Raw genomic sequence first — 24541 nt, forward strand, 5'->3', positions numbered from 1 at the left:
CGCCGGGGCCTATGCGCACGCCGGACTTTGCAGGAAACCGCTTGCCTTGAATTCATCGCCTGTTTCTCTTTCCGGCGCAGCGCCCGACGGCGACGCACCGGTGTCCGCTTTGCGCCCCAACGCCGGCGCGCCTGTGCTGAACGCCCGGCGCGTATCGGAGCTCGACGCCATCTTCGCGGCCGACGGCGTGCTTGCGCGCGAAATCGAGGGCTACCGGCCTCGTGCCTCGCAGATCGAGATGGCGCGGGCCGTAGCGGCTGCCATGGAAGCCTCGGGGCGTGCCATGCCCGATCCGGCCATGTTCGAGACGCAGAAGCGCCCGGCGCGGCGCCTGCAAGGCGCGAGCACGTCCGGTGCGGATAACGGCACGGCCAGCTCCGGTGACGGCGAGCAGGCGGGTATCGACGGCGGCGAGAACACGCTGATCGTGGAAGCCGGCACGGGCACGGGCAAGACGTACGCCTACCTCGTGCCCGCCATGCTCTGGGGTGGCAAGGTGGTCGTGTCGACCGGCACCAAGCATCTTCAGGACCAGCTGTTTCAGCGCGACATTCCGACCGTGCGCGATGCGTTGGCCGTGCCGGTTTCGGTCGCGATGCTCAAGGGGCGCGCGAACTACCTTTGCCACTACTACCTGCAGCGCACCGCCGACAACGGACGCCTGCCGTCGCGCCAGGAAACGGCGTGGCTTCAGGAGATCGTGCGGTTCGCGAAAATAACGAAGTCGGGCGACAAGGCTGAACTCGCGAGCGTGCCGGAAACAGCTGCCGTGTGGTCGATGGTGACCTCGACGCGCGAGAACTGCCTCGGCCAGGAATGTCCGAATTACAAGGACTGCTTCGTGATGCAGGCGCGCCGCGAAGCACAGCAGGCCGACATCGTGGTGGTCAATCACCATCTCTTCTTCGCTGACATCATGCTGCGCGACACGGGCATGGCGGAGTTGCTGCCCACGGCCAACACGATCATCTTCGACGAAGCGCACCAGTTGCCCGAGACCGCGACGCTTTTCTTCGGCGAGACGCTTTCCACCGCGCAACTGCTCGAACTGGCGCGAGACTGTGTTGCCGAAGGGCTCAGTCATGCGCGTGATGCTGTCGAATGGGTGAAGCTCGGTGCGGCGCTCGAGCGCGCAGCGCGCGATGTGCGGCTGGCGTTCAAGGAAGACTCGGTGCGACTGTCGGTGGCGCAACTGCCGGAGGACCATCCGCTTTTTTCTGCGCTCGTTGCGGTCGAAACAGAACTTGCGGCACTCGCCACCGCCCTGGCCGGTCAAGCCGAACGAGCGGAGTCATTGGGTGCCTGCCTGCGCCGCGCACGCGAGCTGCAGGACACACTCGCAGGATGGACGGTGCCTGAATCCGCGGACGTTTCTTCGAAGCCTCAAGAGACGGCGCAGAGCACATCGGGTACGCAGGCTGCAACGGATCCTGATGAAAAGGTCCGCTGGGTCGAGGTGTTTTCGCACACGGTTCAACTGCACGAGACGCCGTTGTCGGTGGCGCCCATCTTCGCGAAGCAGCGCGCTGGCGTACCGCGTGCGTGGGTTTTCACATCGGCGACACTGTCGGTGCGCGGCGACTTCACGCACTATGCCGCGCAGATGGGACTGAACGCGCGCCGTTCGATGACGCTGCCCAGTCCGTTCGATTATCCGACGCAAGGCTTGTTATACGTGCCGCGCAATTTGCCGCAGCCATCGTCGCCGGCATTCACGGACGCGGTGTTCGACGCGGCGCTGCCCGCCATCGAAGCTTCCGGCGGTGGCGTGTTCATGCTCTGTACGACGCTGCGTGCCGTGGACCGCATCGCGGCGAAATTGCGCGACACCATTGACGCTCGTGGATGGAATACACCGTTGCTCGTGCAAGGCGATGCGAGCCGCACGGAACTGCTGGAGCGATTCCGCGCCTACGGCAACGCCATTCTCGTGGGCAGCCAGAGCTTCTGGGAAGGGGTAGACGTGCGGGGCGATGCGCTGTCGCTCGTCGTCATCGACAAGCTGCCGTTCGCGCCGCCCGACGATCCGGTTCTGGCTGCGCGCCTCGACGCACTGGCCAGGAAGGGGCTGAGCCCGTTTGCGGTCCATCAGTTACCGCAGGCTGTCATCACGCTCAAGCAGGGGGCGGGGCGGCTCATTCGCGCAGAGACGGACCGCGGCGTGCTGATGATCTGCGACACACGACTCGTGGATAAGCCATATGGACGTCGGATCTGGCAGAGCTTGCCGCCGTTCAAGCGCACACGCGAGATCGAAGTCGTTCGGGAGTTTTTCGACGAAGGAAAACAGACCGGCTGATTGCCGGCATCAGAGACACCGTGCAAAACAAAACGCCACGAAGCGAACTTCGTGGCGTTTTGTTTTTGCCTGCCGGAAGCCGGACTTGCGTGTAGCGCATCTGGCTTCTGGCAGACGTTCGCCCGAAGGCGAACTCGCGCAACAACGACTTACTGGCTTGCGCCCGAAGCCGGAGCAGCAGCCGAAGCGGCAGCGCCTGCGTCCGAAGCACCCGTCGTAGCCGAAGCAGCACCCGTGTCGCTCGCAGCGGCGGCGCTCGAAGCAGCACCCGTGTCGCTTGCAGCAGCAGCCGGTGCCGAAGCAGCCGACGTGTCGCTAGCGGCCGGGGCAGCGGCTTGATCGCTGCTCTTGTTGCAAGCAGCCAGTGCAACGGCTGCCAACAGGGATGCTACGAGGAGGGATTTCTTCATGATCACGTCCTTTTATGGTTAAAGGTAAGCAACAGCGCAAAATAATACCGGTAATGTGCTCCAACACCGACCCGGGCCGCTGGTGGAGACGCACTTCATGAGCGTGAATCTTCCCTACGGCTTGGGCGGAAATTATATGCACTTTCGTACCGACCGTCGACAAATGCGGGGTCAATACGTTGTCTTTCTCATACAGACGTTTCCGTAACGGTATAGCAGCTGGAAGGGCTTATGCAAGCCCGCCCAACTCTATCCAGCCCGCACAATACCACTCGTGCAGTAGTGCTGTCACCGACGAATCGTGTGAGAGTGTTACAAAGCGTTTCGCACTCAGCGCGCGACAATTCGCGAGATCGAGAAGCCACTTTTTGCTCGATGGAAGAGAGTTTTCCTCGCCATTCAGGAAATATGAGTGAATATCGTATAGCAGAACTGTTTTGCGGTGCAGGCGTACGCCGTCGTGTGAAGCGCGGTTCACAAACGCGGCTTCGTTGAGCGGACGCGTGGGCGGCTCGAACACCACATTCGACTTCGGTTCGCTTAGCCAGGCACCGAGAAATCCGGACACGTCGGCCTGGTTCCAGCGGATCTTCGTAAGGATCGCGCCGACTCGCTCCACCAGCGCCGCCGGCAATTGGGCAGGCTCGCTCACGGCGGGCTGTTTCGGATCGCTGTAGAGCGTGTCCCGCCCGCGGTGGGCGCCACCGCGTTCGGCCAGGTAGTAGAGGAACTGCGCGGCGAGTTCGCTTGCCGACGGTGCCCTGAAGCCGACCGAGCAAGTCATGCATTCACCGATCGCGATGCCGTCGTGTGCAATATGCGGCGGCAAATAGAGCATGTCGCCTGGCTCCAGGATCCATTCCTCTTCGGGTTCGAAGTGCGCGAGTACTTTCAATGGCAGGTCTTCGCGCAACGACAGATCGCGTTGTGCGCCGATACGCCAATGTCGCTTGCCATGTACCTGCAGCAAAAACACGTCGTATGAATCAAAGTGTGGCCCGACACCGCCGCCATCAGTCGCGTAGGAGATCATCAGATCGTCGAGCCGGGCGTCCGGCACGAAGCGGAACCTGTCGAGCAGCGCGCGGGCTCGGTCGTCGTGCAGGTCCACGCCCTGGACGAGTAACGTCCAGTCGCGTTGAGCGGTGCGCGGCAACGCAGTAGTGTCGAAGGGACCGTGGTCCAGTTTCCAGCGCCGCCGAAAATGCGTGACGAGACGGGACTCGACGTCGTCGTTCCCGGCCAGCTTGAACAGCTCATCGCGTGTAACCGGCGACGCAATGCCGGGCACTGCCTGACGGATCAGGAACGGCTTTTTCTGCCAGTACCGGCGCATGAATTGCGTCGGAGTGAGGCCGCCGAGCAATGGCGTGGGCTGGTCGGGGGAAGGCAGGCCGGAAGCCGGGGCCGGCATGCGCGATGGGGTCGCGCGTTGGCCGGCCGGATGGTCGGAGGGCCGCTTGGGCATCGTATAATGTGATTTGTATTCTGGAGAATCGAATGAAAATCGCAAAGGACACTGTCGTTTCGGTCGCTTATAAGCTGTCGGATGCGCAGGGCAATCTGATTGAGGAAAGCGACGAGCCGATGGTCTATCTGCACGGCGGCTATGATGGCACGTTCCCCAAGATCGAGGAAGTGCTTGATGGGCAGGAGCCTGGCTTCGAAACCCAGATTCAACTTGAGCCGCAAGACGCGTTCGGCGAGTACGATCCCGACTTGGTGAAGATCGAACCGCGCAACCGCTTTCCCGAGCCGCTCGAAGTCGGCATGCAATTCGAGGGCACCCCCGAAGAGGGCGACGAAGACCTGGACACGCTCATCTACACAGTGACGGATGTTGCCGAAGACAAGGTCGTCCTCGATGGCAACCACCCGCTCGCTGGCATGGCCTTGCGGTTCGCGCTGACCGTCACGGAGGTGCGTCAGGCCACGGACGACGAGATCCAGCACGAGCACGCGCACGGCGCGAATGGCCTCGAAGTTGTCGACGAAGATGAAGACGATGACGAGGGCGAAGGGGATTCAAAACCCACGTTGCACTGAGCCCTGCGGTATGCCGGCGTCGCCTGACGCCGGCTCAAGGCTCAAGAAGGCTCAAGGCGCAGTGCCCGTGCCACCCGGCGGCGGAAGGGCATAACCTGGATGAGTCGTATTGTTGCCGTTACCTGTGCCGGAGTCGGGCGGCTGACTCGCAGGCTCGGCGAATGCCGACGAAGGAGCAGGTACATCGGGCGCGGACGATACTTCGGGCACAGTGGGCATGGCCGGAACCGGCGGCGCGCTGTCCCCTCCGGGTACGAGGGCCGGCGGCTGCGGCAGGGGCAGATCTTTCGGTACATCACGCACGCTGACGCGAAACGGCGGGTGGCGTGCCATGTCCGCATCGACCTCTATCCACTGCATAAGCTTGTTTCGCGGCGCAAATGCGATGCGCGTCAGATTGGCGACTCGCGCGCCTTTGTCGTTGCGTAGCGGCTGGTCGATCTGAAAACCGCCGGCTGGCCGGCCATCGTCTTCGTGGATCACTACAACGGGGCCGCGAAATGTTTCGGCAAGTTTGACCAGACTCCGCTTGAACTCCAGATACCCGTCGCGCCGTTCGTGGCGTGCAAAGCGCAGCCATGCGAAGCGGTCCGGCCGCTCGTAGCGCTCAGGGTCCGGGTCGCCTTGAATGAATATCACGATTGCGCGCGCGCCATGGCGCCGCGCGTACTCGCCTGCATGTTCGAGCCAGAAGGCATTGGCGATCGTGCGATCCTCGAATTCACCATTGCGGCCGCCGGCGGTCAGGTAATGATTGTTGCCGCCTGGCACGTTGAGTCCGATGAAGATGGTGTCATCCACCTGCCAGCGCACGTTTTCCCGGTATGGCCTGAAGCGCGACACCTCGCTTTCGCGAGTGAGTGGTAGACGCGTCTGTCCCATCGAGGTGGGGTCCGCGAACAGCGTTTGCCGCAACCGGTCGAGCCGCTCCACCGGATCGAAGTCACCCGCGTCGTGCGCTGAGCAGCCGACCCAGTCGTATTGGCCGGGTACGAATATCAGCGCCGGCCGCGCTGTTTCCAGCACCGCCTCGCGACGCTCGTAAAGCGCGTCGCTGCAGGCTTCAGTGGGACCCTTGAGATTGCCGTCATAGACGATGAACGCCACGTTCCTGTTCAGTCCAGCGGCTTCGATCAGTCGCTGCGTAGCGGCTTCGTCGGCCGGGCCTCGCATTGCCCCTGAAACGACGGCAAACGAATAGCGCTGCCCCGCTGCTCGAGCCGGGACGCAGACAAGCCCAAGCACCGTGGCGACGAAGGCCGCCGCTGCGAGTGCTCTACGACACGCACGCCCGTGTCGCACAGCGTGGGCAGAACACTCAGCGTTTCTCATGCGGCGCCATCGCGAGCCCGTGCAATTCATAGAGCAGATCGAGTGCCTCGCGTGGCCGCAGTCCATCTGGGTCGATGGAACGAAGCCGTTCAGCAAGCGCTTCTGAGGCCGGATCGATCGATGATGCTTCGCGATACTGATCGTCTTCGTCCCGCACTTCATGGAGTGGCGCCGTTTCGTCGTCGACTTCTGCCATTGGTGGTGGAGCAAACAGATCGAGCTGTGGCGTTGGCTGCGCTGCCGACTGTTGCTCCAGCAGCGCGAGGTGCTTGCGTGCCGCACGGATGACGGCAGACGGTACGCCGGCAAGCTGCGCCACCTGAAGGCCGTAACTCTGGCTCGCCGGACCTTCGTTGACCGCGTGCAGGAACACGATCACATGCCCGTGCTCCACGGCCGACAGATGGACGTTGGCGGCCTGAGGAAACTCCGCGGGCAACTGCGTGAGTTCGAAGTAATGGGTGGCAAAGAGCGTATAGCAACTGTTGTGCGACAGCAGATGACGGGCAATGGCCCACGCGAGTGCCAGTCCATCGAAAGTCGAAGTGCCGCGACCGATTTCGTCCATCAGGACAAGGCTTTGTGAGGTCGCGTCGTTGAGGATCGCGGCGGCCTCGGTCATTTCCACCATGAACGTGGAGCGGCCCCCCGCGAGATCGTCGGCGGCGCCGATGCGCGTGAAGATACGGTCGATCGGACCGAAGCGCGCGCGTCGCGCCGGCACGTAGCTGCCCACGTATGCCAGCAGCGCGATGAGCGCCGTCTGGCGCATGAATGTCGACTTGCCGCCCATGTTCGGGCCCGTGATGAGCAGCAGCTTGCGTTCCGCGTCGAGCCGGCAGTCGTTTGCGATGAACTGCTCGACCTGGGCTTCGACGACGGGATGCCGTCCCTGCTCGATCTCGATGCCCGCGCTTTGGTCGAACGCAGGCGCGACCCAATCGAGCGCTCGCGCGCGTTCCGCGAAGGTGGCGAGTACGTCCAGTTCCGCGAGCGCGGCCGCAACACGCTGGCAGTCGGGAATGAACGGGAGCAGCGATTGCAGGAGCGCGTCGTAGAGCGCGCGCTCGCGCGCGAGCGCGCGTTCCTGGGCCGACAGTGCCTTGTCTTCGAATGTCTTCAGCTCGGGCGTGATGTAGCGCTCGGCATTCTTGAGTGTTTGACGCCGCCGATAGTCGTCGGGCACCTTGTCGGTTTGCCCGCGCGTCACTTCGATATAGAACCCGTGAACCTTGTTGTACTCGACCCGCAGATTGTTGATGCCGGTGCGCTCGCGTTCGCGCATTTCGAGTTCGAGCAGAAACTGGCCGCAGTTTTCCGAGATGTCGCGCAACTCGTCGAGTTCGGCGTCGTAGCCGCGCGCGATGACGCCGCCGTCGCGCACCATGGCTGCGGGCTCCGGCGCGACCGCGCGAGTCAACAACTCCACGCAGGGAGCAGGCGGCTCCAGCATCGCTTCGATGTGGGAAAGCATAGGTGAGGCGCTGCTGACAGCAGCCATCTGCTCGCGCAGCGACGGCAATGCGATGAACGTGTCGCGCAAGCTCGAAAGGTCACGCGGACGTGCCGAGAGCAGGGCGAGCCGCCCCGTAATCCGCTCGACGTCCGCGATCTGGCGCAGTGCGGTACGCAGGGCATCCAGACTGGCTGGCGGCGGCGCCTCCAGGAGCGCGCCGATGGCCTGCTGGCGCGCGCCGGCAATCGACGCGTCGCGCGGCGGATGATGCAGCCAGTGGCGCAGCAGCCGGCTCCCCATCGTCGTACTGCACGTGTCGAGCAATGAGCACAGCGTCGGCGATTCGGTGCCGCGCAGCGTTTCCGTGAGTTCGAGGTTACGACGCGTGGCGGGATCGAGCCCGATGTACTCGGACTCGTATTCGACCTTGAGACTGCGCACGTGCCGCAATTGCTGGCCTTGCGTAGCGGCAGCGTAAAGCAGCAGGGCGCCCGCGGCGCCGCATGCGCTCGTCATCGTCTGAGCACTGAAGCCGTCCAGACTGGCCACTTCCATTTGTTCGCAGAGCCGCTGCGTGCCAGCTGCCACATCGAAGTGCCACGCCGGAACACGCGTCAATGCACCGGAGCCGGGTGGCGGCGACCACGCGTTTGCGTCAGCGGGAGCATCGGCGACCAGGATTTCGGCGGGACGAATGCGCTCGAAGGCAGCCGCCACCTGGTCGGGTGCCACTTCCGCAAGGCGCAGTGCACCGCTCGCGAGATTGAGCCACGCGAGCCCCACGTTGACGACCACGCCGCGCCGGTTGTGTCCGGCGCACACGGCCATCAGGTAGACGTCGCTCTTGTCGGCGAGCAGTGCCGCGTCGGTGAGCGTCCCGGGAGTAACCACGCGAACCACCTTGCGCTCCACCGGTCCTTTCGAGGTAGCCGGGTCGCCGATCTGTTCGCAAATGGCCACGGACTCGCCGAGCTTCACGAGCTTCGCGAGATATTGCTCGACAGCGTGATGCGGCACGCCAGCCATCTTGATGGGGATGCCGGCCGAAGCGCCACGCTGCGTCAGCGTGAGATCGAGCAGGCGTGCGGCTTTTTCGGCGTCGTCGTAGAAGAGCTCGTAGAAGTCCCCCATCCGGTAGAACACGAGTGTGCCGGGATGCTCGGCCTTGATGCGCAAGTACTGCTGCATGTAGGGCGTATGCTTCGCGAGGGTCTGGTCGGGCGCGGCTGCGACGCTGGATTCTGTTTTCATTCAAAGAGTTGCTGAAGAACGTGTTCGGACATTTGCGGACATTCGCTCCCATTTTTCGCCATGTTCCCCGCTGTCAAAGGGGAGCAAACGGGGACTTTCAGCGCCCGTTCGTTGACTATACTTCGAGAGCAGTCCCCCGGAAATCGGCCGAACGGCTAAATCCATATGCAGCAAGGGCTTGGCAGTGATTCTCCAGTCCCCCTTGCCCGAGGGCGTTCATACACTCGAAGCGAACAACAACCGTGAAAGCAGACTTGAATTTGGCGCTGATAAAGCGCTTGAAGATCAGCGACAGGCCGGTCGGGCTCGACGCCAAGGGCGCGTTGGTCTTCGAAGCGAACGTCGGAAACAAGCCCTACATTCTATGGGATTCGAACCGCGACGCGCCGCCCGGATTTGGGGTTCGTGTCGCTGGGAAAAAGACCTACATCATCCGTCGAAAGGTGGACGGCGTGTCCATCATGCCCACGGTGGGCAACGTCAGCGACTTTCTCGACTTGGGGCTGGCGCGCAAGAAGGCCGCAGAGCTCGCAAGGGCGATGGTCGAGACGGGCAAGAACCCGAACCAATCAAGGCGGGAGGCTAGCGCCTTGGAGCCGACCTTGGGGGATGTCGTCGCGTCCTACCGCAACCACCTTGCGACGCGCGTCAAGCGTCGAGCTAGCCCGGAGACGCTTCGCGCGGTTGACCGTGCGGCGAACAAGTTCAAGGAGTGGAATTGGGCGCCGCGCAAGCTCAAAGAGCTCAGGACCGACGAGATCATTGAGCAGTTCCATAAGGGCGCGGCGACGCCCACAGCGACGGAGCAAACCTTTCGCTTGGCGTCGACGGCGACGAAATGGGCGATTGGCAAGGAGATGCTGGACGCGACACACGAGGGGCGCGCGCCGGCACTGACGGTGAATCCGTTCACGATACTGACGCTGCACGGCATGTATCGCTCGCGCGCGCAGATCGCGCGGGAGCGCGAGGAGCGGGGCGCTCGGAATCCGCTTTCGCCGAGCGAGACGCTTGGCCCCTTCCTCGAGGCCGCGTGGAGCAAGCGGCTCGAGAACGACAACCGCACGGGCGTCGACTTTCTCATCCTCATGCTTTTGCTTGGCTGCCGGAAGTCGGAGCATGCGAAGTGCAAATGGGCCGAGCTGTTGCCCGTCGATGAACTGAAAACAACGAGCCACGTGTGGCTCGGCGAGGACGGCGAATACGGGCCGCACGTCTTTCTGCATAAGACGAAGAACGGTCGCAATCACCGGATTCCGCTCGGGCGGATGGCGACGGAGCTGCTTCGCCGTCGCCAGGAGGCCGCGGCGGAGGAGACATTGCGGCGGGGTTTCGGAGCAAAGTCACGCGCGTATGTTTTCCCGGCGCGCAGCAAGTTCTCCAAGAGCGGGCACTACTCCGACGCGACCGCGCTGCTGGCCTCGCTGCGCGAAGAGTCTCAGATCGCCAAGCTGGCGCCCCACGATCTGCGCCGCTCCTTCGGGGCTGTCATGACTTCGCTCGACGTGCCGGAGACCGTGAAGAAGCGCTTTCTCAACCACGCTGACGCCAGCGTCACGGACACATACACGAAGCCAGAGTGGCTTATGCTTCGCGAATGGATGGAGCGAATCGAGCAAACGGTTTTGTCGAAAACGCCGAACATCTACAATGCGTTGAAACCGGTCGACTGGCCTCCGTTGTTTGCACCAGATCCGCATATATGCAAGCCAGCTAAGCCGCGTTCGGGCCGGCCGCGCAAGCAGGCAAATGTGAGCGAGAAAAAGATGGCTTTGCCGGACGCCGTCAGATAATGAATGACCTCCGAGGGGAATATGATGTCCCTTGATGCTGCTTTAAATACATACGAGGTGCTGTCAGCGTTGCATGCACTGCCGGATCAGGCGTCGCTCACAACGGCAGAGGCCGCTCTTTTTCTGCGACTTTCTCCGAAGACGATGGAGCGGATGCGCCTCGACGGCAGTGGGCCTACTTATATCCAAGGAGGCGCTGCCGGAGTGAGAGGTGGCAACCAGAAATGCTTCTACTTGAAAGAAGACCTGCTGGCCTGGCAAAGGGCAAACCAGGTATCTAATGCGATGCAGGCTGCGGTGAGGAGAGGGCACGCATTCAAGACGATTTTCGATCTCGTTGCCGAAGAACCCTTTTATCTCGATGTGGCGGGCCGGGTATTAGGCCAGGCAGGAGACGCGTCGCTTAGTGTAGCGATTGAACGCTTGGGTTCTTCGTCATTAGATGTCGTTTGGTTGCCTGTGATCGACGTGGCTGGTCGCCAGTGGGTTCACTTATCTTTGCATCAAGAATTCTCCGATGGAGTTCTGAATGCTCTGAATATGGCTTATCAAAAAATAGCTTCAGCTCTGGAGGCGACGGACATCGATGAGGGGGTCGATAAAAATTGACTATACTTACCTATCTTTAAAGAGGGATTCCTGGTTGATGCGCCCAAGAGCTTCGATGGGGGTGTGTGAACTTTCTTCATTAATAAAATGGGGATGATATGGGGTTGCTAGTTAACACTGCTGCCAAGATTGAAAGCGGACTTCTTAAGGCTTCGAAAAAAATAAAAGATAAGACAGATGTTGAATATTCAACGGTCCAATTTATGACGATTTTCATCGTGATTGGAATCTTGTTGGTTTTTGTATTCAGGGTCGTTCCAATATTTCTTGTGAATCATCACCTCGTGACCCAGAGGATGTTCATCCGCCGCGATTTGACGTTGTCGGATTGGTTTGAATATTTGGTGACTTTTCTGAATTTCATCGGAGTAATGTTTATTTCGAGAGGGGTTGTTTTACTTAGAGATGACGCAAAAGATTTAGATGCTGCTGTGGTCAATCCGAACAATTTCCCAGGTGCCGTAAGGGATCTGATCAAAAAATCTTCAAAGGATTGCGAGCTCGGAGTCCTCTTCGTCGCGGCGGCATTCGTATTTGATATGGTTGCCAAGGCGCTTAGTTAAGCGATTAGCTTGGCGAACAGGGCTAAAGTCGGAGTGGCAACCGCGGCGATAATGCCAATCGTTGCCATTCCGGCTCGGCTATTGAAAAATATTGAAATCTTTCTGCGCAAGGTCGATTTTTCCATCTCGATTCTCCGATTATCAACAGGTAGCGAAGCGAAACCAGTTTTCGAAGGTTGTTCGCAAGAACTGCACGCACTCGCTGGAGAGTTCATAGCACGTTTCGAGTCGTTGTCAATAGATGCACTTGTTGCGGGTTGAAGGACTCGGTGCTGGCAATCTGAGTAGTTCCTAGTCGAGAGGTTTGTCGGGTGCGGCAACTGGCAGATAGGAGCCGCAGGTCGATGCGAAGGGACACCGACGGCCGGGCTCCTCGTCAAACCAGTGGTTCGATTGGCAAGCGCCATCGTTGAAATTCACCTGGTCTCATATCGTCATTTCCGTGTTGTATCTCGGCCGAGGTTGCCCGGCTCAGGACCGTGCCAATCGATGAGTGCCAACGATCGGGCAGCGCGGCCACATTGGGTCAAGAATCAGCGCATGGTGTTGCGCCCTGGTGATCGCGACGCGGACGATGCGTCGGCTTTTTGCGTATGGAACCGTATCGTCTCGCCAAACGAACGATGATTCGAACCCGTTTCGGCTCGGACGGCTTTCGCGAACCACGATCACTCCGTCAAACTGCTTTCCCTTTGCCTTGTGCACATTCATGATGTGGATGCCTGTCGGAGCATCGATTCCGTCGAGAAGCTGCTCCTGTGCAAACGCCGCGTCGAGCGCCTCGATGGCGTTCGTGTATGCACCGTCTCGAAGCCATTCGTCGGCAAGCGCCGTCGAAATCCGATGGCCGCGGCGCAGCGCAACGATGTAATCGAGCTGCGACGCGGCGCGGGTCAACTCCGCCTGCGCGCTGTCTCTCAACGCGTGTTTAACTCGCGTCCAATCTTTTCCAGGGTCGCCCGAAAAGGGCGCCGCATGCAACGCTTCGAGCACGGCGCGGAATGCTTTGGCGATATTGATGGACAGGCTTTTCCCTTGGCGGATCTTCGCGGCTTGCTCTCTTAATTTCGCGACGGCTTTGTGGCCTTGGCCCGTGGCCGACTTGGCTCTCGCGAGCATTTCGATCGCTGTGGCGATGTCGCTGTCGACTTGCTCCGACGATTTGGGTTGCAACAGAAACGCCGCGAGCCGCGCGCATAGCAGAGCTTCGGCCTCATCGAACATTAAGCGATGCGAGACGGCTTTGCCCTTTTCGGCGAACGAGCCGAGCGCGTTTAGCGCGTTGGACAGGCGAAGCGCAGTCCGATTGTTGGAGGCAATGATAGCGATAGTTTCGGCGCGTTTTCCTGTCTGGTCTTTGACCGTCTTGTAGATTGCCGCCAAGGCCCGACGCAGCAGATGATTCCAGTTCACGTCCTTAGGCCGATACCCGATGCACGAGACGCCTTTATACGGCTGAGCTCGCACGCGATTGTGCATCACGTCATCGCCAAATTCGAGAATCTGCGTGCCCGGGCTTCGGTGATTTTCGGCGCCGAAGTCTACTTCTTGCGGCTGCAGCGCGAGCCGGATTTCGGCGATTCGTTCGGGGCCCACGCCGGGCAAATAATCAAAAAGCTGCTGATCGAGATCTGCGAGGCAGATTACTTGCGTGAGGGGCGCGAGCAGTTTCACGCAGTTCCATGCATGTAACCCCGTGTCTTGCGCTTCGTCGACGATGAACAGTGGGTAGCGGCTGGCGATCGCTTCGCGAAGCAGGGCGCTGCGTTCGATCAGATCAGCGGCGGCCGGTGCAAACAGGTCGAATGCCACCCGTCCTTCATTGTGAAAAAGGCGATGGCGTTCGGCGTCCCATTCTTTCCAGCCATCGTCGTCCTTGTCGATGCCGCCCGACATTGCCTTTTCGTCTTGCGGCAACAGGATTTTTAGCTTTTTGGGCGCGCCGAGAAGATAAGCGTTGGCTCGAAGCACGTCCCAGAAGAATGAGTGGAAAGTTTGAATGAGGAGTTGCGAGCGTTCTGGCTCGCTAGCCTCCACGCTTGCGGCGTCGGCGATTCGGGCAACGGCGGCGCGCGAGAAGCTGAGAAACAGCACCCGCTGCCCCGGCCTGAGGCCGCCCTTGATCCGCTTGACCGCTTTCCTGAGCGCGATCGTCGTTTTCCCGCTACCAGGCCCCCCGAGCACGAGCGCGTGCCCCTCGCAATCGAGGATGAGTTGCCGCAGGTCAGGCTGATTCATTCGTCGTCGCCATCAAGGGCGCTAGGCCGCGGCGGCGGAATTTGAGGCGGTTCGGCTCTTTTCGCGGAAGGGCTGCGAGCGCGCCGAGCAGATTCAGAGCGAGACATCCCGGCTTCATCTTCCGGGGATAGAGGTTTTATGTCGAGCAACTCGGCCGAGGTCTTTGCCGTGCCCTGATTGGCTGCGCCGGCGTCGACAGCTGCCGACGATGCGCCCGGCGCTGAGGGTGTCTCCGAGGATGGCTCGCCCGTGAGTTTGATGTCAGCATCCGCGCCTTTTGCATTGGCGCCGGCATCAGAGTCGGCATCGTCATCCGCATCCAAGGCGTCGCGCGTCGGACTCAGCTCGTAGACTTGCTCCAAGAATTTGATCACCGTGGGCGGAAGCTCTTCGAATGAGCACATCTCGAACAAGCGAGCGGCCCACCCCGCGCCCTTGCCGCTTTTGAACGCCTTCAAGGCGGTGTCCCGGATGGCCTTCTCGTCCGGTTTTTCCGCCGGAATCCCGACGTTTCCGCTTTCGCCGCTCTCCTTGATTTCCTGCAAGAATGCCCACAGTCGATCAGCAGGGACTTCGTTCACCATCAATTGCTCAAAGCCCTTCTCAGGATGTTTGAAGTCAATGTCGAACGCGTCTACGTATTCCTTGACCTTGGCGTCGGAGTGCTTTGGATTCGTGTCGTGGAACGCCACTGAGCACAGTCCAAGTGTCTTGAAAAATTGGCCAAACTTAGGGCCGTTTCCGTCGCCGTCCGCGTTGAAGAAAGCGGCGCCGGCAATGTCGAGCGGTTGAAGGTTTTCGTCGCGATCCTCCATGCGGCGAGCGATCACGGGCAGCGCATGGAATTCGGTGATGCCTTCGACGACGATGGCGATTTTGCCGAGCATGCATTCCGAGAGCCCCCAACGAGCGAAGCGCTTGAAGTCGTTTTCCTTTAGCCCCGTCGCCTCGGAGACCCTCTTGCCAGAAACTACCCCGTCCTCGCGTGAAAGAAGGATCGTTTGCGATGGATCGAACTGCTCGATCACAAAAGGAGAGTGCGACGTCACGAAGGCTTGCGTGCTCTTCGTTTTCAGATAGTTCGCGATGCGTCGTTGTGTGTGCGGCGGAAGAGCGATCTCCGGCTCTTCCATCGCGAATATGACTGTGGACGGTTTGAGGTCGGCGATTAGCGACAGCATGGCGAGAATCAGCGTGCCGATCGTTCCAGTCCCTGCGTGTGGAAATGGGACGTGGCTTTGATCTGCCGACAGCGCCAGGAAGAACGACAGCGTTTTGCGCAAGTGCTCGCGCGTGAGATCCGAGACGTGCAGTTTGGTCGCGCTGCCAGGGCTTTCGAGAGCAACGTAGCGCCCAAGGCGCCTCTCGACCTTGCGCAAAATCGGCGCGATTTCCGCGGCGCTAGATTCGACGTCGAGCTTGCGCAGTTGCTCGATGGTCTCTTCCCACAGTTGGGTTCGCGCGCCTCCTCCCTTGGTCCGCAAGATGATGTCCAACAGCGAGCCTCGTTCGAGGCTGAGGGCCCGCGTCCCGGTTCTCAGCGTCCGCAGATAGAGGAACCCAAACGCCCTCTTGATTGAGCGCGGCACGGAAGCGAGCTCGCCTTCGGCCCTTTCGGGGCTGTGGCTGAAAAACGTTTCCGCGTGAAATTCATCCTCTTCCGGATCATACCGTCCGATAGTTACGATTCTCAGGCACCTAACGGCGCCAGGAGCGTTCGCCTGATCGATCTCGCCCACCCCCAGAAGGCGCCTTTCATTCACATGCCAGAATTCGGTGTGGCCACCGCAGCGATCTCCGATCTCGTCGCCGAACTCGACGAGCGTCGCTTCGATACGAATTTCTACGATCTTGGGCGACTCATCAGCCGCTTGCCGCTCCATATACTTTGCGTTGTAGAAATCAAATTCGTCGATCGGAGACTGGCGGTTCAGTCTTTCTGCCCCGAGCACCAGGTCGAGCGCTTCGCAGAGAGTGCTTTTCCCGACATTGTTTGCGCCGATCAGCAGTGTGTGCCCATCCAGCAAGATTTTCGCCGACCGGACGCCGCGAAAATTTTCAATTTCTAGCGAAACGACTTTCATTTTGTAGCCGCGCCTTGTCAGGTTGGACGTCGAGTGGTCTCCGGAATGCTCATGAGTCTGTGCGAGTTCGAGACCGATGGCAACTGCTTCGTATGCTTTGGGATTTGGCGACTTTCATGCATCGCTGACAGCAGCGCGATCCATGGGGACACTCTCGGTTTAAATCAATTCGCATAATCGAAGGTCAAACAGAATCACCTGAACAATCGAGCAAGCGAGCGGCGGTCGATGCGCTTCCAGTGTCGGCTCGCCGCCTCCAAAAAGGCGCCGAAAAGCGATACCGGCGTTGCGCTGGAATGACATTTGAGACGAAACAATACGGCTGGTATTATTCAGCGACCCTATGGGAGACCAACAATGCCATACGAAGCGCAAATCAGCCGCAACGGCCCGACCGCATTTTTGTTTGTCGTCGATCAGTCCGGCTCGATGTCGGAAAGAATGTCCTCAGGCAAGAGCAAGGCAGAGTTTGTCGCCGACGCGCTCAATCGCACGCTGATGAATTTGGTGACTCGCTGCACCAAATCCGAAGGGGTTCGAGATTACTTCGACGTCGGCGTTATCGGATACAACGGCAACGGCGTGTCAAACGGGTTGTCCGGCGAGCTGGGATCACAAATCCTGCATCCCATCTCGGCATTCGAGCGAAATCCGTCGAGAATCGAAGATCGCAAGCGCAAGCAAGATGACGGAGCGGGCGGCATCGTTGAAACGGCGATCAAGTTTCCCATTTGGTTCGATCCGGTCGCCACGGGCGGGACGCCGATGCGCGCGGCGCTGACCCGAGCCGCCGAAGAACTCGTCGCCTGGTGCGACGCCCACCCCGACAGCTATCCGCCGACGATCCTTCACGTGACCGACGGCGAATCCACGGACGGCGATCCCGAGGAGCTTGCCAGCCACGTTCGGCAGATCCGCACGAACGACGGCGAGGTGCTTCTGTTCAATCTCCATGCAAGCACGCTGGGACACAACCCGATCAGCTTTCCGTCGGCCGAGTCCGGCTTGCCGGACAGCTTCGCGAAGATGCTGTTCCGGATGTCGAGCCCGCTGCCCGACCACCTGATTCGCTTCGCGCAAAACGACGGCGCCGCCGTTGCCATGGAAGCGCGCGGATTCACGTTCAACGCCGAAGCCGCGGAGATCGTCCAGTTCTTTGACATCGGAACACGCGCCGCGCAATTGCGTTGATTCTACGATGAGACAGGAGTTTGCCGGCAGCGTCCCGAAGGAGCCTGGCAGCCCGGAGGCCAACGAAGACGCGCTCGCGATCCCGGATGGCTCGAACCGCTTCGCGCTGTCGGACGGCGCGAGCGATTCGTTCAATTCGAGGTTGTGGGCCAAATTGTTGGCGAATCGCTTTGTCGACGATCCCGGCATAAGTCCGGCGTGGGTCGACCTCGCTCTCGCGGACTACGAGGCGGCGCATGATTTTTCGTCGATGAGCTGGTCGAAGCAGGCGGCCTTTGAGCGCGGCAGCTTCGCCACGTTGCTGGGTGGCGAGTATCTTGCCGAGCATCACGCCGTGGAGCTGCTGGCCGTTGGCGACAGTGTCGCGCTGTTGATCAACGAGGATCAATTGGTTAGCGCCTGGCCGTTCGACGACCCCGAGCGCTTCCAAGAGCGTCCGTCGTTGCTGTCGACCATACAGCGCCACAATGGTTTTCTCGATGCGAGCGATTTTTGGACGCGGCACGGCACGACGCTTCACCTCGGTAAATTGACCGCTCCACGGCTGCTCTGCATGACCGATGCGCTGGGCGAGTGGGCTCTTCGCTCGTCGACACGCGACAACGGCGACGGACTTCGTGAGCTGGCGTCATTGCGAAGCGCGGAGCAATTGGCGGAATTGGTTTTGAGAGAGCGAGCGACAAAGCGCATGCGGGTCGACGACTCGACGCTGCTCGTTCTCTCGTTTGAACGTGAAGCGCGCGATGGCCTATCCATCTCTTGAGCAATACAACAACGCCTTCAACAACCACTCGTTGTGGCTGGCCGACCCCGAGCTCAAAGCGGGAAGGGTGGGGACGACCGGCATGGGGCTGCCCCTCGCCATCAGCGGCGGGTTCGCGCTGACTTACACCATCACGGCGGGGACGAGAAAATACGCTGTGCGCTGTTTCCATCGGGAGTCGGGGGCGTTGGAACGGCGATACACGGCCATTTCCAGGCGTCTGGCTTCTCTGCGCTCGCCGTATTTTCTCGACTTTCAGTTCCAACCCAAGGGAATCCGCGTCGATGGCGGTGAGTATCCGATCGTCAAGATGGCTTGGGCGAAAGGCGAGACCCTCGGCGAGTTTCTCGAGGACAATCACGGCTCTCCGCAAGCCTTGGGACCGTTGGCCTCTTCGCTTGAATCGTTGTCTGTGTTTCTCGAAAGGGAGCGCATCGCTCACGGAGACATTCAGACGGGCAACGTCATGGTGTCCGGTGGTGGCGCGAGCGTTCAACTGATTGACTACGACGGCATGTGGATTGACGAGATCAAAGATCTCGGCAGCGCGGAGGTCGGGCACGTCAATTTCCAACACCCGGGCCGCAAAGACGCCAATCCATTCGGCCCGACGCTCGATCGCTTCTCGCTGATTTCGCTGTGGCTGTCGATTGAGGCGCTGCGAACCGATCCCTCGATTTGGGGAAAGACGAACTCGGAAATCGACGCAATCGTATTTCGTGCGAGCGATTTCATCGACCCCAGTTCGTCGCCGGCGTTTGCGCTGCTTGCTTCAAAGGCGACTTTGGCGCAAAAAGCCAGGGCGTTCGCCGCGATCTGCGCCTCGCCGATGCAGAAGACCCCGACGTTGGCCGACTTCATCGCGGGCATAAACATGCCGTCGCCCCCAGCGACCGTGGTGCTGACGGGCAAGATTGTAGAAGGGAAGCCGAGGCCTGGATACATCGGAGCGTATGAAGTCCTCGCCGCGACTGCATACGAGGCTTGCCTTCTGCGCGTAGGCAACAAGGTCGAGGTGATCGGGAAGATCGTCGAGGTGAAGCACGATGTTGCGAAGAATCGCAAGCCCTACATCTTCGTTAATTTCGGCCCGTGGCAGGGGCGCATTTTCAAGATAGCAATATGGAGCGATGGGCTCGACGCTTTGCGCGTGAAGCCGGACGATTCTTGGGTTGGAAAATGGGTTAGCGTCATCGGCTTGATGGAGCCGCCGTTTGAGAACAAAAGACTCCGCTACACGCATCTTTCGATCAACGTCACCGCTGTTGGTCAAATGACGCTCCTTTCTGAAGCCGATGCGCGCTGGCGCTTGGCCGGGCCGACGGCCAATGCGCCGGCCTCGCGAGACATTGCCGCCAATCGGACGATCCTTGGCAAAGTCCAAGACAGCTCGCGTCCGAATGGTGCGATGCGGGTGGCGCGGCCCATGCCGCCACCGCCATCCGGGCCGACACCGCCGCCCCGGCCCGCTTCGCCACCGCCAGCGCGCGTTTCGCCCAATCAGAGCGTGCTGAATGCCATCCGCGCGTCGTCGGCTCCCCCTCCGCCGACGCGTCCGGCGCAGCAGCCCGCGCAACCCAGCTCACGGCCGAAAGGAATGATCCGTTCGACCGGCGGCAGACCCACCGAGGCAGCACCGCGACCGCAGCAGCGCGGCTTGCTTCAACGGTTGTTTGATTGGCTATTTCGTTGAGCTGCCGCCAGGGGGCAATTGCATGAACGTTTTTGGTTGTCGACGGCAGCATCGAAAAACCGTCGTTGATGGCAGCAGGGTTGCGCAAGTTTGCTGTCAGGCGACATATCTGCAATTGGAACCCTCGGACGGAGAAAAAAATGGCGCTATTTATTCAGAAACCGATTTTCTGGAACACAAGGAATTATGTCGTGCCTTCGGGGGTCGTCGCCACTAGTGGCTATCCAAAAGACAAGGGATACGGACACGAAGAATGGAATAACTCTCCACAAATGCTGCTCGTTCGTGGAGGGCTCCGCTATCGAGTGTTTCACACGGAAGGGCTGGGGAGCGCGCCTCTAGATGACAACGCCGGGCAAACGTTCATCTTCATGACCGCTTCGCACGACGGCGTTCAACAGCTCGTCGGAGTTGCGGGAAACGCTGCAGGACTTTCGCAAGATCACTATCGAGAGCAACGTGACCAGATCGTCGAAGATTTGTCACTGCACAAGCTGTGGGCGGATGCGTGGGCGGTTGCGAACGTGCAGGAACAGTATCAAAACGACCAAAAGCAATTCATGAGAGATTGGAAGCGTGATTTGCACTGGATCCCGAACTGGATATGTCCCGACGACTTTTACTGGTGGCTTGACGAACCCATAACGCTTGACCCGCGGACGATCACTGGAAAAGCTAGATTGCTGGGGATGTTCGGCAGTTACACCGAATTGAACACCGCGACCGCCGCCCGTATGCTCGACGCGATCCCCGCAATTCAGCGAGGAGAGAAATGGAAGCGCCTCTCCGACGCAATGCAGTGCGCCCCGACCGAGCCGTTGGCGACGGACGACAAGTTCGATGGAAGCGAGCCCGTGACGAGTGTGCTAACCCGCGTCAATGCGCGACGCGGCCAAGGGCAGTTCCGAGAGGATTTGATTAGGCTTTGGGGTGGAGCCTGCTCCGTCACTGGGCTCGAATGCCGCGAAGTGCTGCGAGCTTCCCACGTGAAGCCGTGGGCTGTCTCCACGCACAAACAACGACTGGACAGCAACAACGGGCTTTTGCTCTCAGCGAACCTCGATGCGCTGTTCGATAAAGGGCTCATAACGTTCGACGACGCTGGGCGGATGCAAATGTCACCTCGCCTCGGCGCTAAGCATCGGGCCGCGCTCGACCTCCCAAGGTCGTTGCGTTTCGTCCCGAAAGAACTTGCTCCCTATCTGAAATTCCACCGCGAGAAAGTTTTCCAAGGCTAGGTCCGCGCCAATCATGATAAATGTCAGAAGGCCACGTCCGGAAGAGTGGTCAAACGAACTTTCGCTCGCGTGGCTCAAACGAGTGTCCGAGTTTGGTGTGTTGGGCATATACACGCATGCCGAGGTGACAACGGTGTTTGGTCGATCGCCGGACCAACGTGAACCCCCGATAAACATCTTCACCCTGGTGGTTTTGGAACGGAGGGCTGATGCGACGGGAACTGGCGAACTCTCCTTCCTTCAAGGCGCAAAACCGATCGAGCTGAATTCGCTGAGAAAGTGGAAATTCGGCATCGCCCGATACATGACGAAGCTCGAAGACGTGTTTTCCGCGCTGAATTTGTTATCGAGCGCCCCGGCGAACTGGTCGCTTTCGGGCGGGCCGCTGCGTGTGGGGACAATGATTCCCGTCGCGCCACAATTTGTTCCCCCGGATGGAACGGAATCAAGTAGTTTGAACAGGCTGCTCAAGAACAACTTTTGGAACGGCTCGTATGTCCTCGAGTTCTTCGACAGCGTTAAGCATCATCTCACTCCGTTCCAAAAGGAGCCGGCTCGGTTGCAGGAGCTGTCGTCGCGTGTGACTGAATGGGTGCCCATTGAGTTGGCGGGCTTGGCGGACCGCCTCGGCAACATTCTCATTCAATTGCCGGTGACCGCTCTCATGAACAACTTCGCGAAGAGCTTGACCGACTGGGAGTTCAAGGTTGAGGTCGAATGGCATCCGGAAGTGGAACCGAGACCTTTGCGCGCGATAAGCTCGATGGAATTCGACGGCGCTCTATGCAGCTATGGCTCGGCGCCGCTGGAATCTCAGTCCACGATCTTACGGTCACACGACAGCTCCGGGGCCAATCGCCATCTGATTTGGGACGACGAGCATCAGGTGATTTTGGCGGCGACGAGCCCGCTCTATTACATCAGGGCGATTTCCATCTCGTCGTCAAGGATCAGTGGCGACCCAGCTCAGCGAACTTTTTATTCCATTTCGGATAAAAATGAGCTTGTCCCGCATCAAGTGGTGTTGCGCCAGCCTGCGCGCGTCGATCCGCAAGCACAACCTGACCACTACTCCTATCGAGGATGGACCCACAAGCGCATTCATAAAAACGAGGAGGCTCGCCTCGAAAAGGAACGTCACTTTGTTCAATATCGACCGGATGAAAAAGGAATCGATTGGACTCGGCAAAAGGCGCTGGACGATTTGCGACACCTCATCAACGCTCATGCGGAGCATGGGGCGTGGTTGTGGGATCCGTATCTGTCGGCGACAGACCTTCTCGACACGTTGTTTCATTGTTCCATGTTCGGCGCTCCGTTGCGCGCCCTGACGCAAGGCCTTGTGCCCCGGGAGGCCCGAAAGGTTGGTCCCTCGGATCCTCAGCTCAGGGCTTATCTGAAGTGGAAGGCAGAGCGTCGAAGCGCAGCCGCCGCTTTGCCCAACGCCGTCGTGAAGGCTTTTGTCAAAGAGCAAAGGTCGACCCTTGAACGATCAGCCGGCGATTGCAACGGATTGCGGCTCGAATATCGGATCCGACGAGGATCTGCCGGGTTCAAGTTTCACGATCGCTTCTTGATATTTCCGCATGTGCGCGAAGAGCCGTTGGTCTGGTCTCTCGGCACATCCGTGAACAGCGCTGGAAAGGCTCACCATATTTTGCAGCGCGTGGACAATGGCCGATTGATCATGGATGCTTTCGACGCGCTCTGGAACAAGCTCAACGACCCCCATCATCTGATTTGGAAACACGAATGACGGATATCAAGGAATTCGTCTTGAAATTTCTCGAAGCAGCCAAGAGCGATGGGCCATCGCTTTCGCCACGCTGCCTCCTCGCCTCGATTGCGCGTTTCGAGAACCCGATGTTGGCGATGGAAGAGCGGGACTCGGCAAATGAAATATATGGTGCTTTCTACGAGGAATTCGATTTCATACGCGCTGCAAGGTCGCCGCAGGGGCAGCTTGCGCCGGAGAACGAGGTCGCGTGGACGGGCTTGTTCCGGTGGTTCATTCAAGCGCTTGATGAGTGGCGGGTCGACCAAGACCCAAAACTCGAACAAATTGTGGCTTTGCTTGTGTATGCCCAATGCTGCGGTTTTGAGGAACAGGAATGGGCCGAGTTGCCATCTCGGATAGGCCGGAACGCGGAGTTGTTCGACGCGTTGATGAGAGGCCACGGGGGCTTTGTCGCGGGGTTTGATCTCCACAAAGCGCACGTGGTTCGAGATTGGGAGCGGCAAGCGGTAGCGCGCCTCGAACGCGCAGAAGTCGAAAACGAATGGTTGACGGTCAGCGAGCTATGGGGGCAGTTCCGGCATGCGATTTTTTCCAATGCGTTTCAAGTTCAATTGATTCGTTGCTTGTGTCGATTCGATTTCGAGCGTTTGGTGGCGGCGACCGATAGGATCGCTACCTTCCAGGTCGCCATGGTGGCGGCGCAGGCGCTTCCTCGGCGACAACGGCTGCGCGTCGGGGTTCGAACAAACAATCCTAAGGCGTGGTTCGCGTCCGTCTTTGAGAGCTTCAACGATAAATCCCGCACTCCGAGTCTTGACGAAGAGGAGACAACGCTGCTTGCCGAAATACTCGGCCATGCCTCGGAAGACAGTGAAAACTGGAAGCAATGGATGCTGGCCTACAATCGCTTTCCTCTGCGCTACCCTCAGATGCAAGCTGCGCTCGGCAGGGCGCTGGCGCATGCGTCGGTCGACGCGATGGAAGCATATGCGGACAGTTTTCATCTTTCCCCGGGCGGAGAGAATAGCCGGGCTCATGTTGCGATTTGCTTGCACGAATTCTCTCGCCTTGCGCCACCAGACAGGAAGAGGCACATGTGGTCGTGTGTTCACCGACGATGGGCGAATTGGAATTTCGGGGCGCACGATGATCAAAATCTATTTCGTATCGTTTCGTCCGACCTCGACTACGCGATCGTCGCCTATTGTCTCGAGTGTTTGGATGAACAGGAGAGACTGAGACAGGAACACGATCTTCTGCGCGAGCTCGCTTCGGTCCAGGACCGATGGCACGGTTCGATCACTGATTGCTGGTCGGAGCACAATCGCTTGTTGTCGAGACTGCAACCTTATGCGCATGCGAACGCCGTGCGGGCCGAGGGGAAGGGGTATCTTGCTGAGAAGCAATATCTGCCCGAGTTCGTCAGCACCGGATACTCGAAGATGATGTTTGGAATTGGGCGAATGGGGTAGGGGGTCCGTCGCTCGAACCTTTCGCAGGAATGCGCTTGCGCAGGCGCTTGCCGCGTTTTTTCTACGAAATCACGGGGCCAGCTCGTGTAGCCTGAGCGCCATCGCGCCGATTGACAAGCGAAAGCCGTCCGCCAAAGACTGAGATTGCCTATCGCCGAACGAGTGTGCGCCGGCAACGGAGACGAAGTCGAGTGGCCCGGTCTGTGCCCGCATCAATTCGTCGACCTTCGGTTGGCGCCCATGTCCCTCTTCGCCGTTCGCCGCCAATGGTCTATCCTGATGGAAGGTCCTACCCTGGTGGGCTGCGCTGGCCGGTGCTGTGGAGCGATTAAGCTATGTTGCATTGGAACCGGTTTGGTTGCTCG

The 24541-nt window shown here is 59.7% G+C and carries 18 protein-coding genes; 11 read left to right on the forward strand and 7 right to left on the reverse strand.

All coding sequences use genetic code 11. The features are described from left to right. The first annotated feature begins 100 nt into the window (after positions 1–100). Positions 101–2299: an ATP-dependent DNA helicase gene (locus P2869_RS06835; protein WP_233425829.1), complete on the forward strand. Its 2199-nt coding sequence runs from the start codon at positions 101–103 to the stop codon at positions 2297–2299. Positions 2300–2448: 149 nt separating this feature from the next. Here P2869_RS06835 and P2869_RS06840 read toward each other — a convergent pair whose 3' ends face one another. Continuing rightward, positions 2449–2709: a hypothetical protein gene (locus P2869_RS06840; RefSeq protein WP_081601951.1), complete on the reverse strand. Its 261-nt coding sequence runs from the start codon at positions 2707–2709 to the stop codon at positions 2449–2451. 229 nt (positions 2710–2938) lie between these two features. Beyond that, positions 2939–4177, reverse strand: a complete 1239-nt coding sequence (locus tag P2869_RS06845) for a cupin domain-containing protein (protein WP_277597826.1) — start codon at positions 4175–4177, stop codon at positions 2939–2941. A gap of 32 nt (positions 4178–4209) precedes the next feature. Here P2869_RS06845 and P2869_RS06850 point away from each other — a divergent pair, with 32 nt between their 5' ends. After that, positions 4210–4755 carry a peptidylprolyl isomerase gene (locus P2869_RS06850; RefSeq protein ID WP_126875710.1) on the forward strand — a complete coding sequence of 182 codons (546 nt, stop codon included), beginning with the start codon at positions 4210–4212 and terminating at the stop codon, positions 4753–4755. Between the two features lie 51 nt (positions 4756–4806). Here P2869_RS06850 and P2869_RS06855 read toward each other — a convergent pair whose 3' ends face one another. Then, the gene (locus P2869_RS06855; protein WP_277598066.1) at positions 4807–6117 is read right to left on the reverse strand and encodes a hypothetical protein; all 1311 of its coding nucleotides are present in this window, start codon (positions 6115–6117) and stop codon (positions 4807–4809) included. After that, positions 6074–8794, reverse strand: coding sequence for a DNA mismatch repair protein MutS (gene mutS / locus P2869_RS06860; protein WP_277597827.1), 2721 nt, complete (start codon positions 8792–8794; stop codon positions 6074–6076). The genes P2869_RS06855 and mutS overlap by 44 nt, the downstream gene beginning before the upstream one ends. A 242-nt stretch (positions 8795–9036) precedes the next feature. Between mutS and P2869_RS06865 the strand changes: the two genes are divergently transcribed. From P2869_RS06865 to P2869_RS06875, 3 genes are all read left to right on the forward strand, one after another. Then, complete coding sequence (locus tag P2869_RS06865; RefSeq protein ID WP_277597828.1) at positions 9037–10587, forward strand: tyrosine-type recombinase/integrase; 1551 nt, start codon at positions 9037–9039, stop codon at positions 10585–10587. A 21-nt stretch (positions 10588–10608) separates the two neighbouring features. Continuing rightward, positions 10609–11196 (forward strand): helix-turn-helix domain-containing protein, encoded by a 588-nt coding sequence (locus P2869_RS06870; protein WP_277597829.1) that lies wholly within the window; start codon positions 10609–10611, stop codon positions 11194–11196. A gap of 203 nt (positions 11197–11399) precedes the next feature. Then, positions 11400–11759, forward strand: a complete 360-nt coding sequence (locus P2869_RS06875; RefSeq protein WP_277597830.1) for a hypothetical protein — start codon at positions 11400–11402, stop codon at positions 11757–11759. Here P2869_RS06875 and P2869_RS06880 read toward each other — a convergent pair. The 3 genes from P2869_RS06880 to P2869_RS06890 all read right to left on the reverse strand — a co-directional run bounded on the left by P2869_RS06880 (position 11756) and on the right by P2869_RS06890 (position 16081). Next, on the reverse strand, positions 11756–11884 hold the full coding sequence (locus P2869_RS06880; RefSeq protein WP_277597831.1) for a hypothetical protein: 129 nt from the start codon (positions 11882–11884) through the stop codon (positions 11756–11758). The genes P2869_RS06875 and P2869_RS06880 overlap by 4 nt on opposite strands. A gap of 346 nt (positions 11885–12230) precedes the next feature. After that, positions 12231–13997 (reverse strand): UvrD-helicase domain-containing protein, encoded by a 1767-nt coding sequence (locus P2869_RS06885; RefSeq protein WP_277597832.1) that lies wholly within the window; start codon positions 13995–13997, stop codon positions 12231–12233. Then, positions 13994–16081, reverse strand: a complete 2088-nt coding sequence (locus tag P2869_RS06890; RefSeq protein WP_277597833.1) for an AAA family ATPase — start codon at positions 16079–16081, stop codon at positions 13994–13996. Before P2869_RS06890 ends, P2869_RS06885 begins: the two co-directional genes overlap by 4 nt. 357 nt (positions 16082–16438) lie before the next feature. On the opposite strand from P2869_RS06890, the gene P2869_RS06895 reads away from it, so the two are divergent. The 6 genes from P2869_RS06895 to P2869_RS06920 all read left to right on the forward strand — a co-directional run bounded on the left by P2869_RS06895 (position 16439) and on the right by P2869_RS06920 (position 24176). After that, on the forward strand, positions 16439–17272 hold the full coding sequence (locus P2869_RS06895) for a vWA domain-containing protein (RefSeq protein ID WP_277597834.1): 834 nt from the start codon (positions 16439–16441) through the stop codon (positions 17270–17272). A 7-nt stretch (positions 17273–17279) separates the two neighbouring features. Then, positions 17280–18035 carry a hypothetical protein gene (locus tag P2869_RS06900; RefSeq protein ID WP_259552924.1) on the forward strand — a complete coding sequence of 252 codons (756 nt, stop codon included), beginning with the start codon at positions 17280–17282 and terminating at the stop codon, positions 18033–18035. After that, a complete protein-coding gene (locus P2869_RS06905) occupies positions 18016–19728 on the forward strand; it encodes a serine/threonine protein kinase (RefSeq protein WP_277597835.1) in 1713 nt (570 codons plus the stop codon). Before P2869_RS06900 ends, P2869_RS06905 begins: the two co-directional genes overlap by 20 nt. Positions 19729–19868: 140 nt before the next feature. After that, the gene (locus tag P2869_RS06910; RefSeq protein ID WP_277597836.1) at positions 19869–20966 is read left to right on the forward strand and encodes an HNH endonuclease; all 1098 of its coding nucleotides are present in this window, start codon (positions 19869–19871) and stop codon (positions 20964–20966) included. Positions 20967–21048: 82 nt separating this feature from the next. Beyond that, on the forward strand, positions 21049–22722 hold the full coding sequence (locus P2869_RS06915; RefSeq protein WP_277597837.1) for a VPA1262 family N-terminal domain-containing protein: 1674 nt from the start codon (positions 21049–21051) through the stop codon (positions 22720–22722). Further along, positions 22719–24176 carry a hypothetical protein gene (locus tag P2869_RS06920; RefSeq protein WP_277597838.1) on the forward strand — a complete coding sequence of 486 codons (1458 nt, stop codon included), beginning with the start codon at positions 22719–22721 and terminating at the stop codon, positions 24174–24176. The genes P2869_RS06915 and P2869_RS06920 overlap by 4 nt, the downstream gene beginning before the upstream one ends. The last annotated feature ends 365 nt before the right edge of the window (positions 24177–24541 follow it).

Origin of the sequence: Paraburkholderia sp. SUR17 (assembly GCF_029536165.1) — a bacterium.
GTDB lineage: Bacteria > Pseudomonadota > Gammaproteobacteria > Burkholderiales > Burkholderiaceae > Paraburkholderia > Paraburkholderia kururiensis.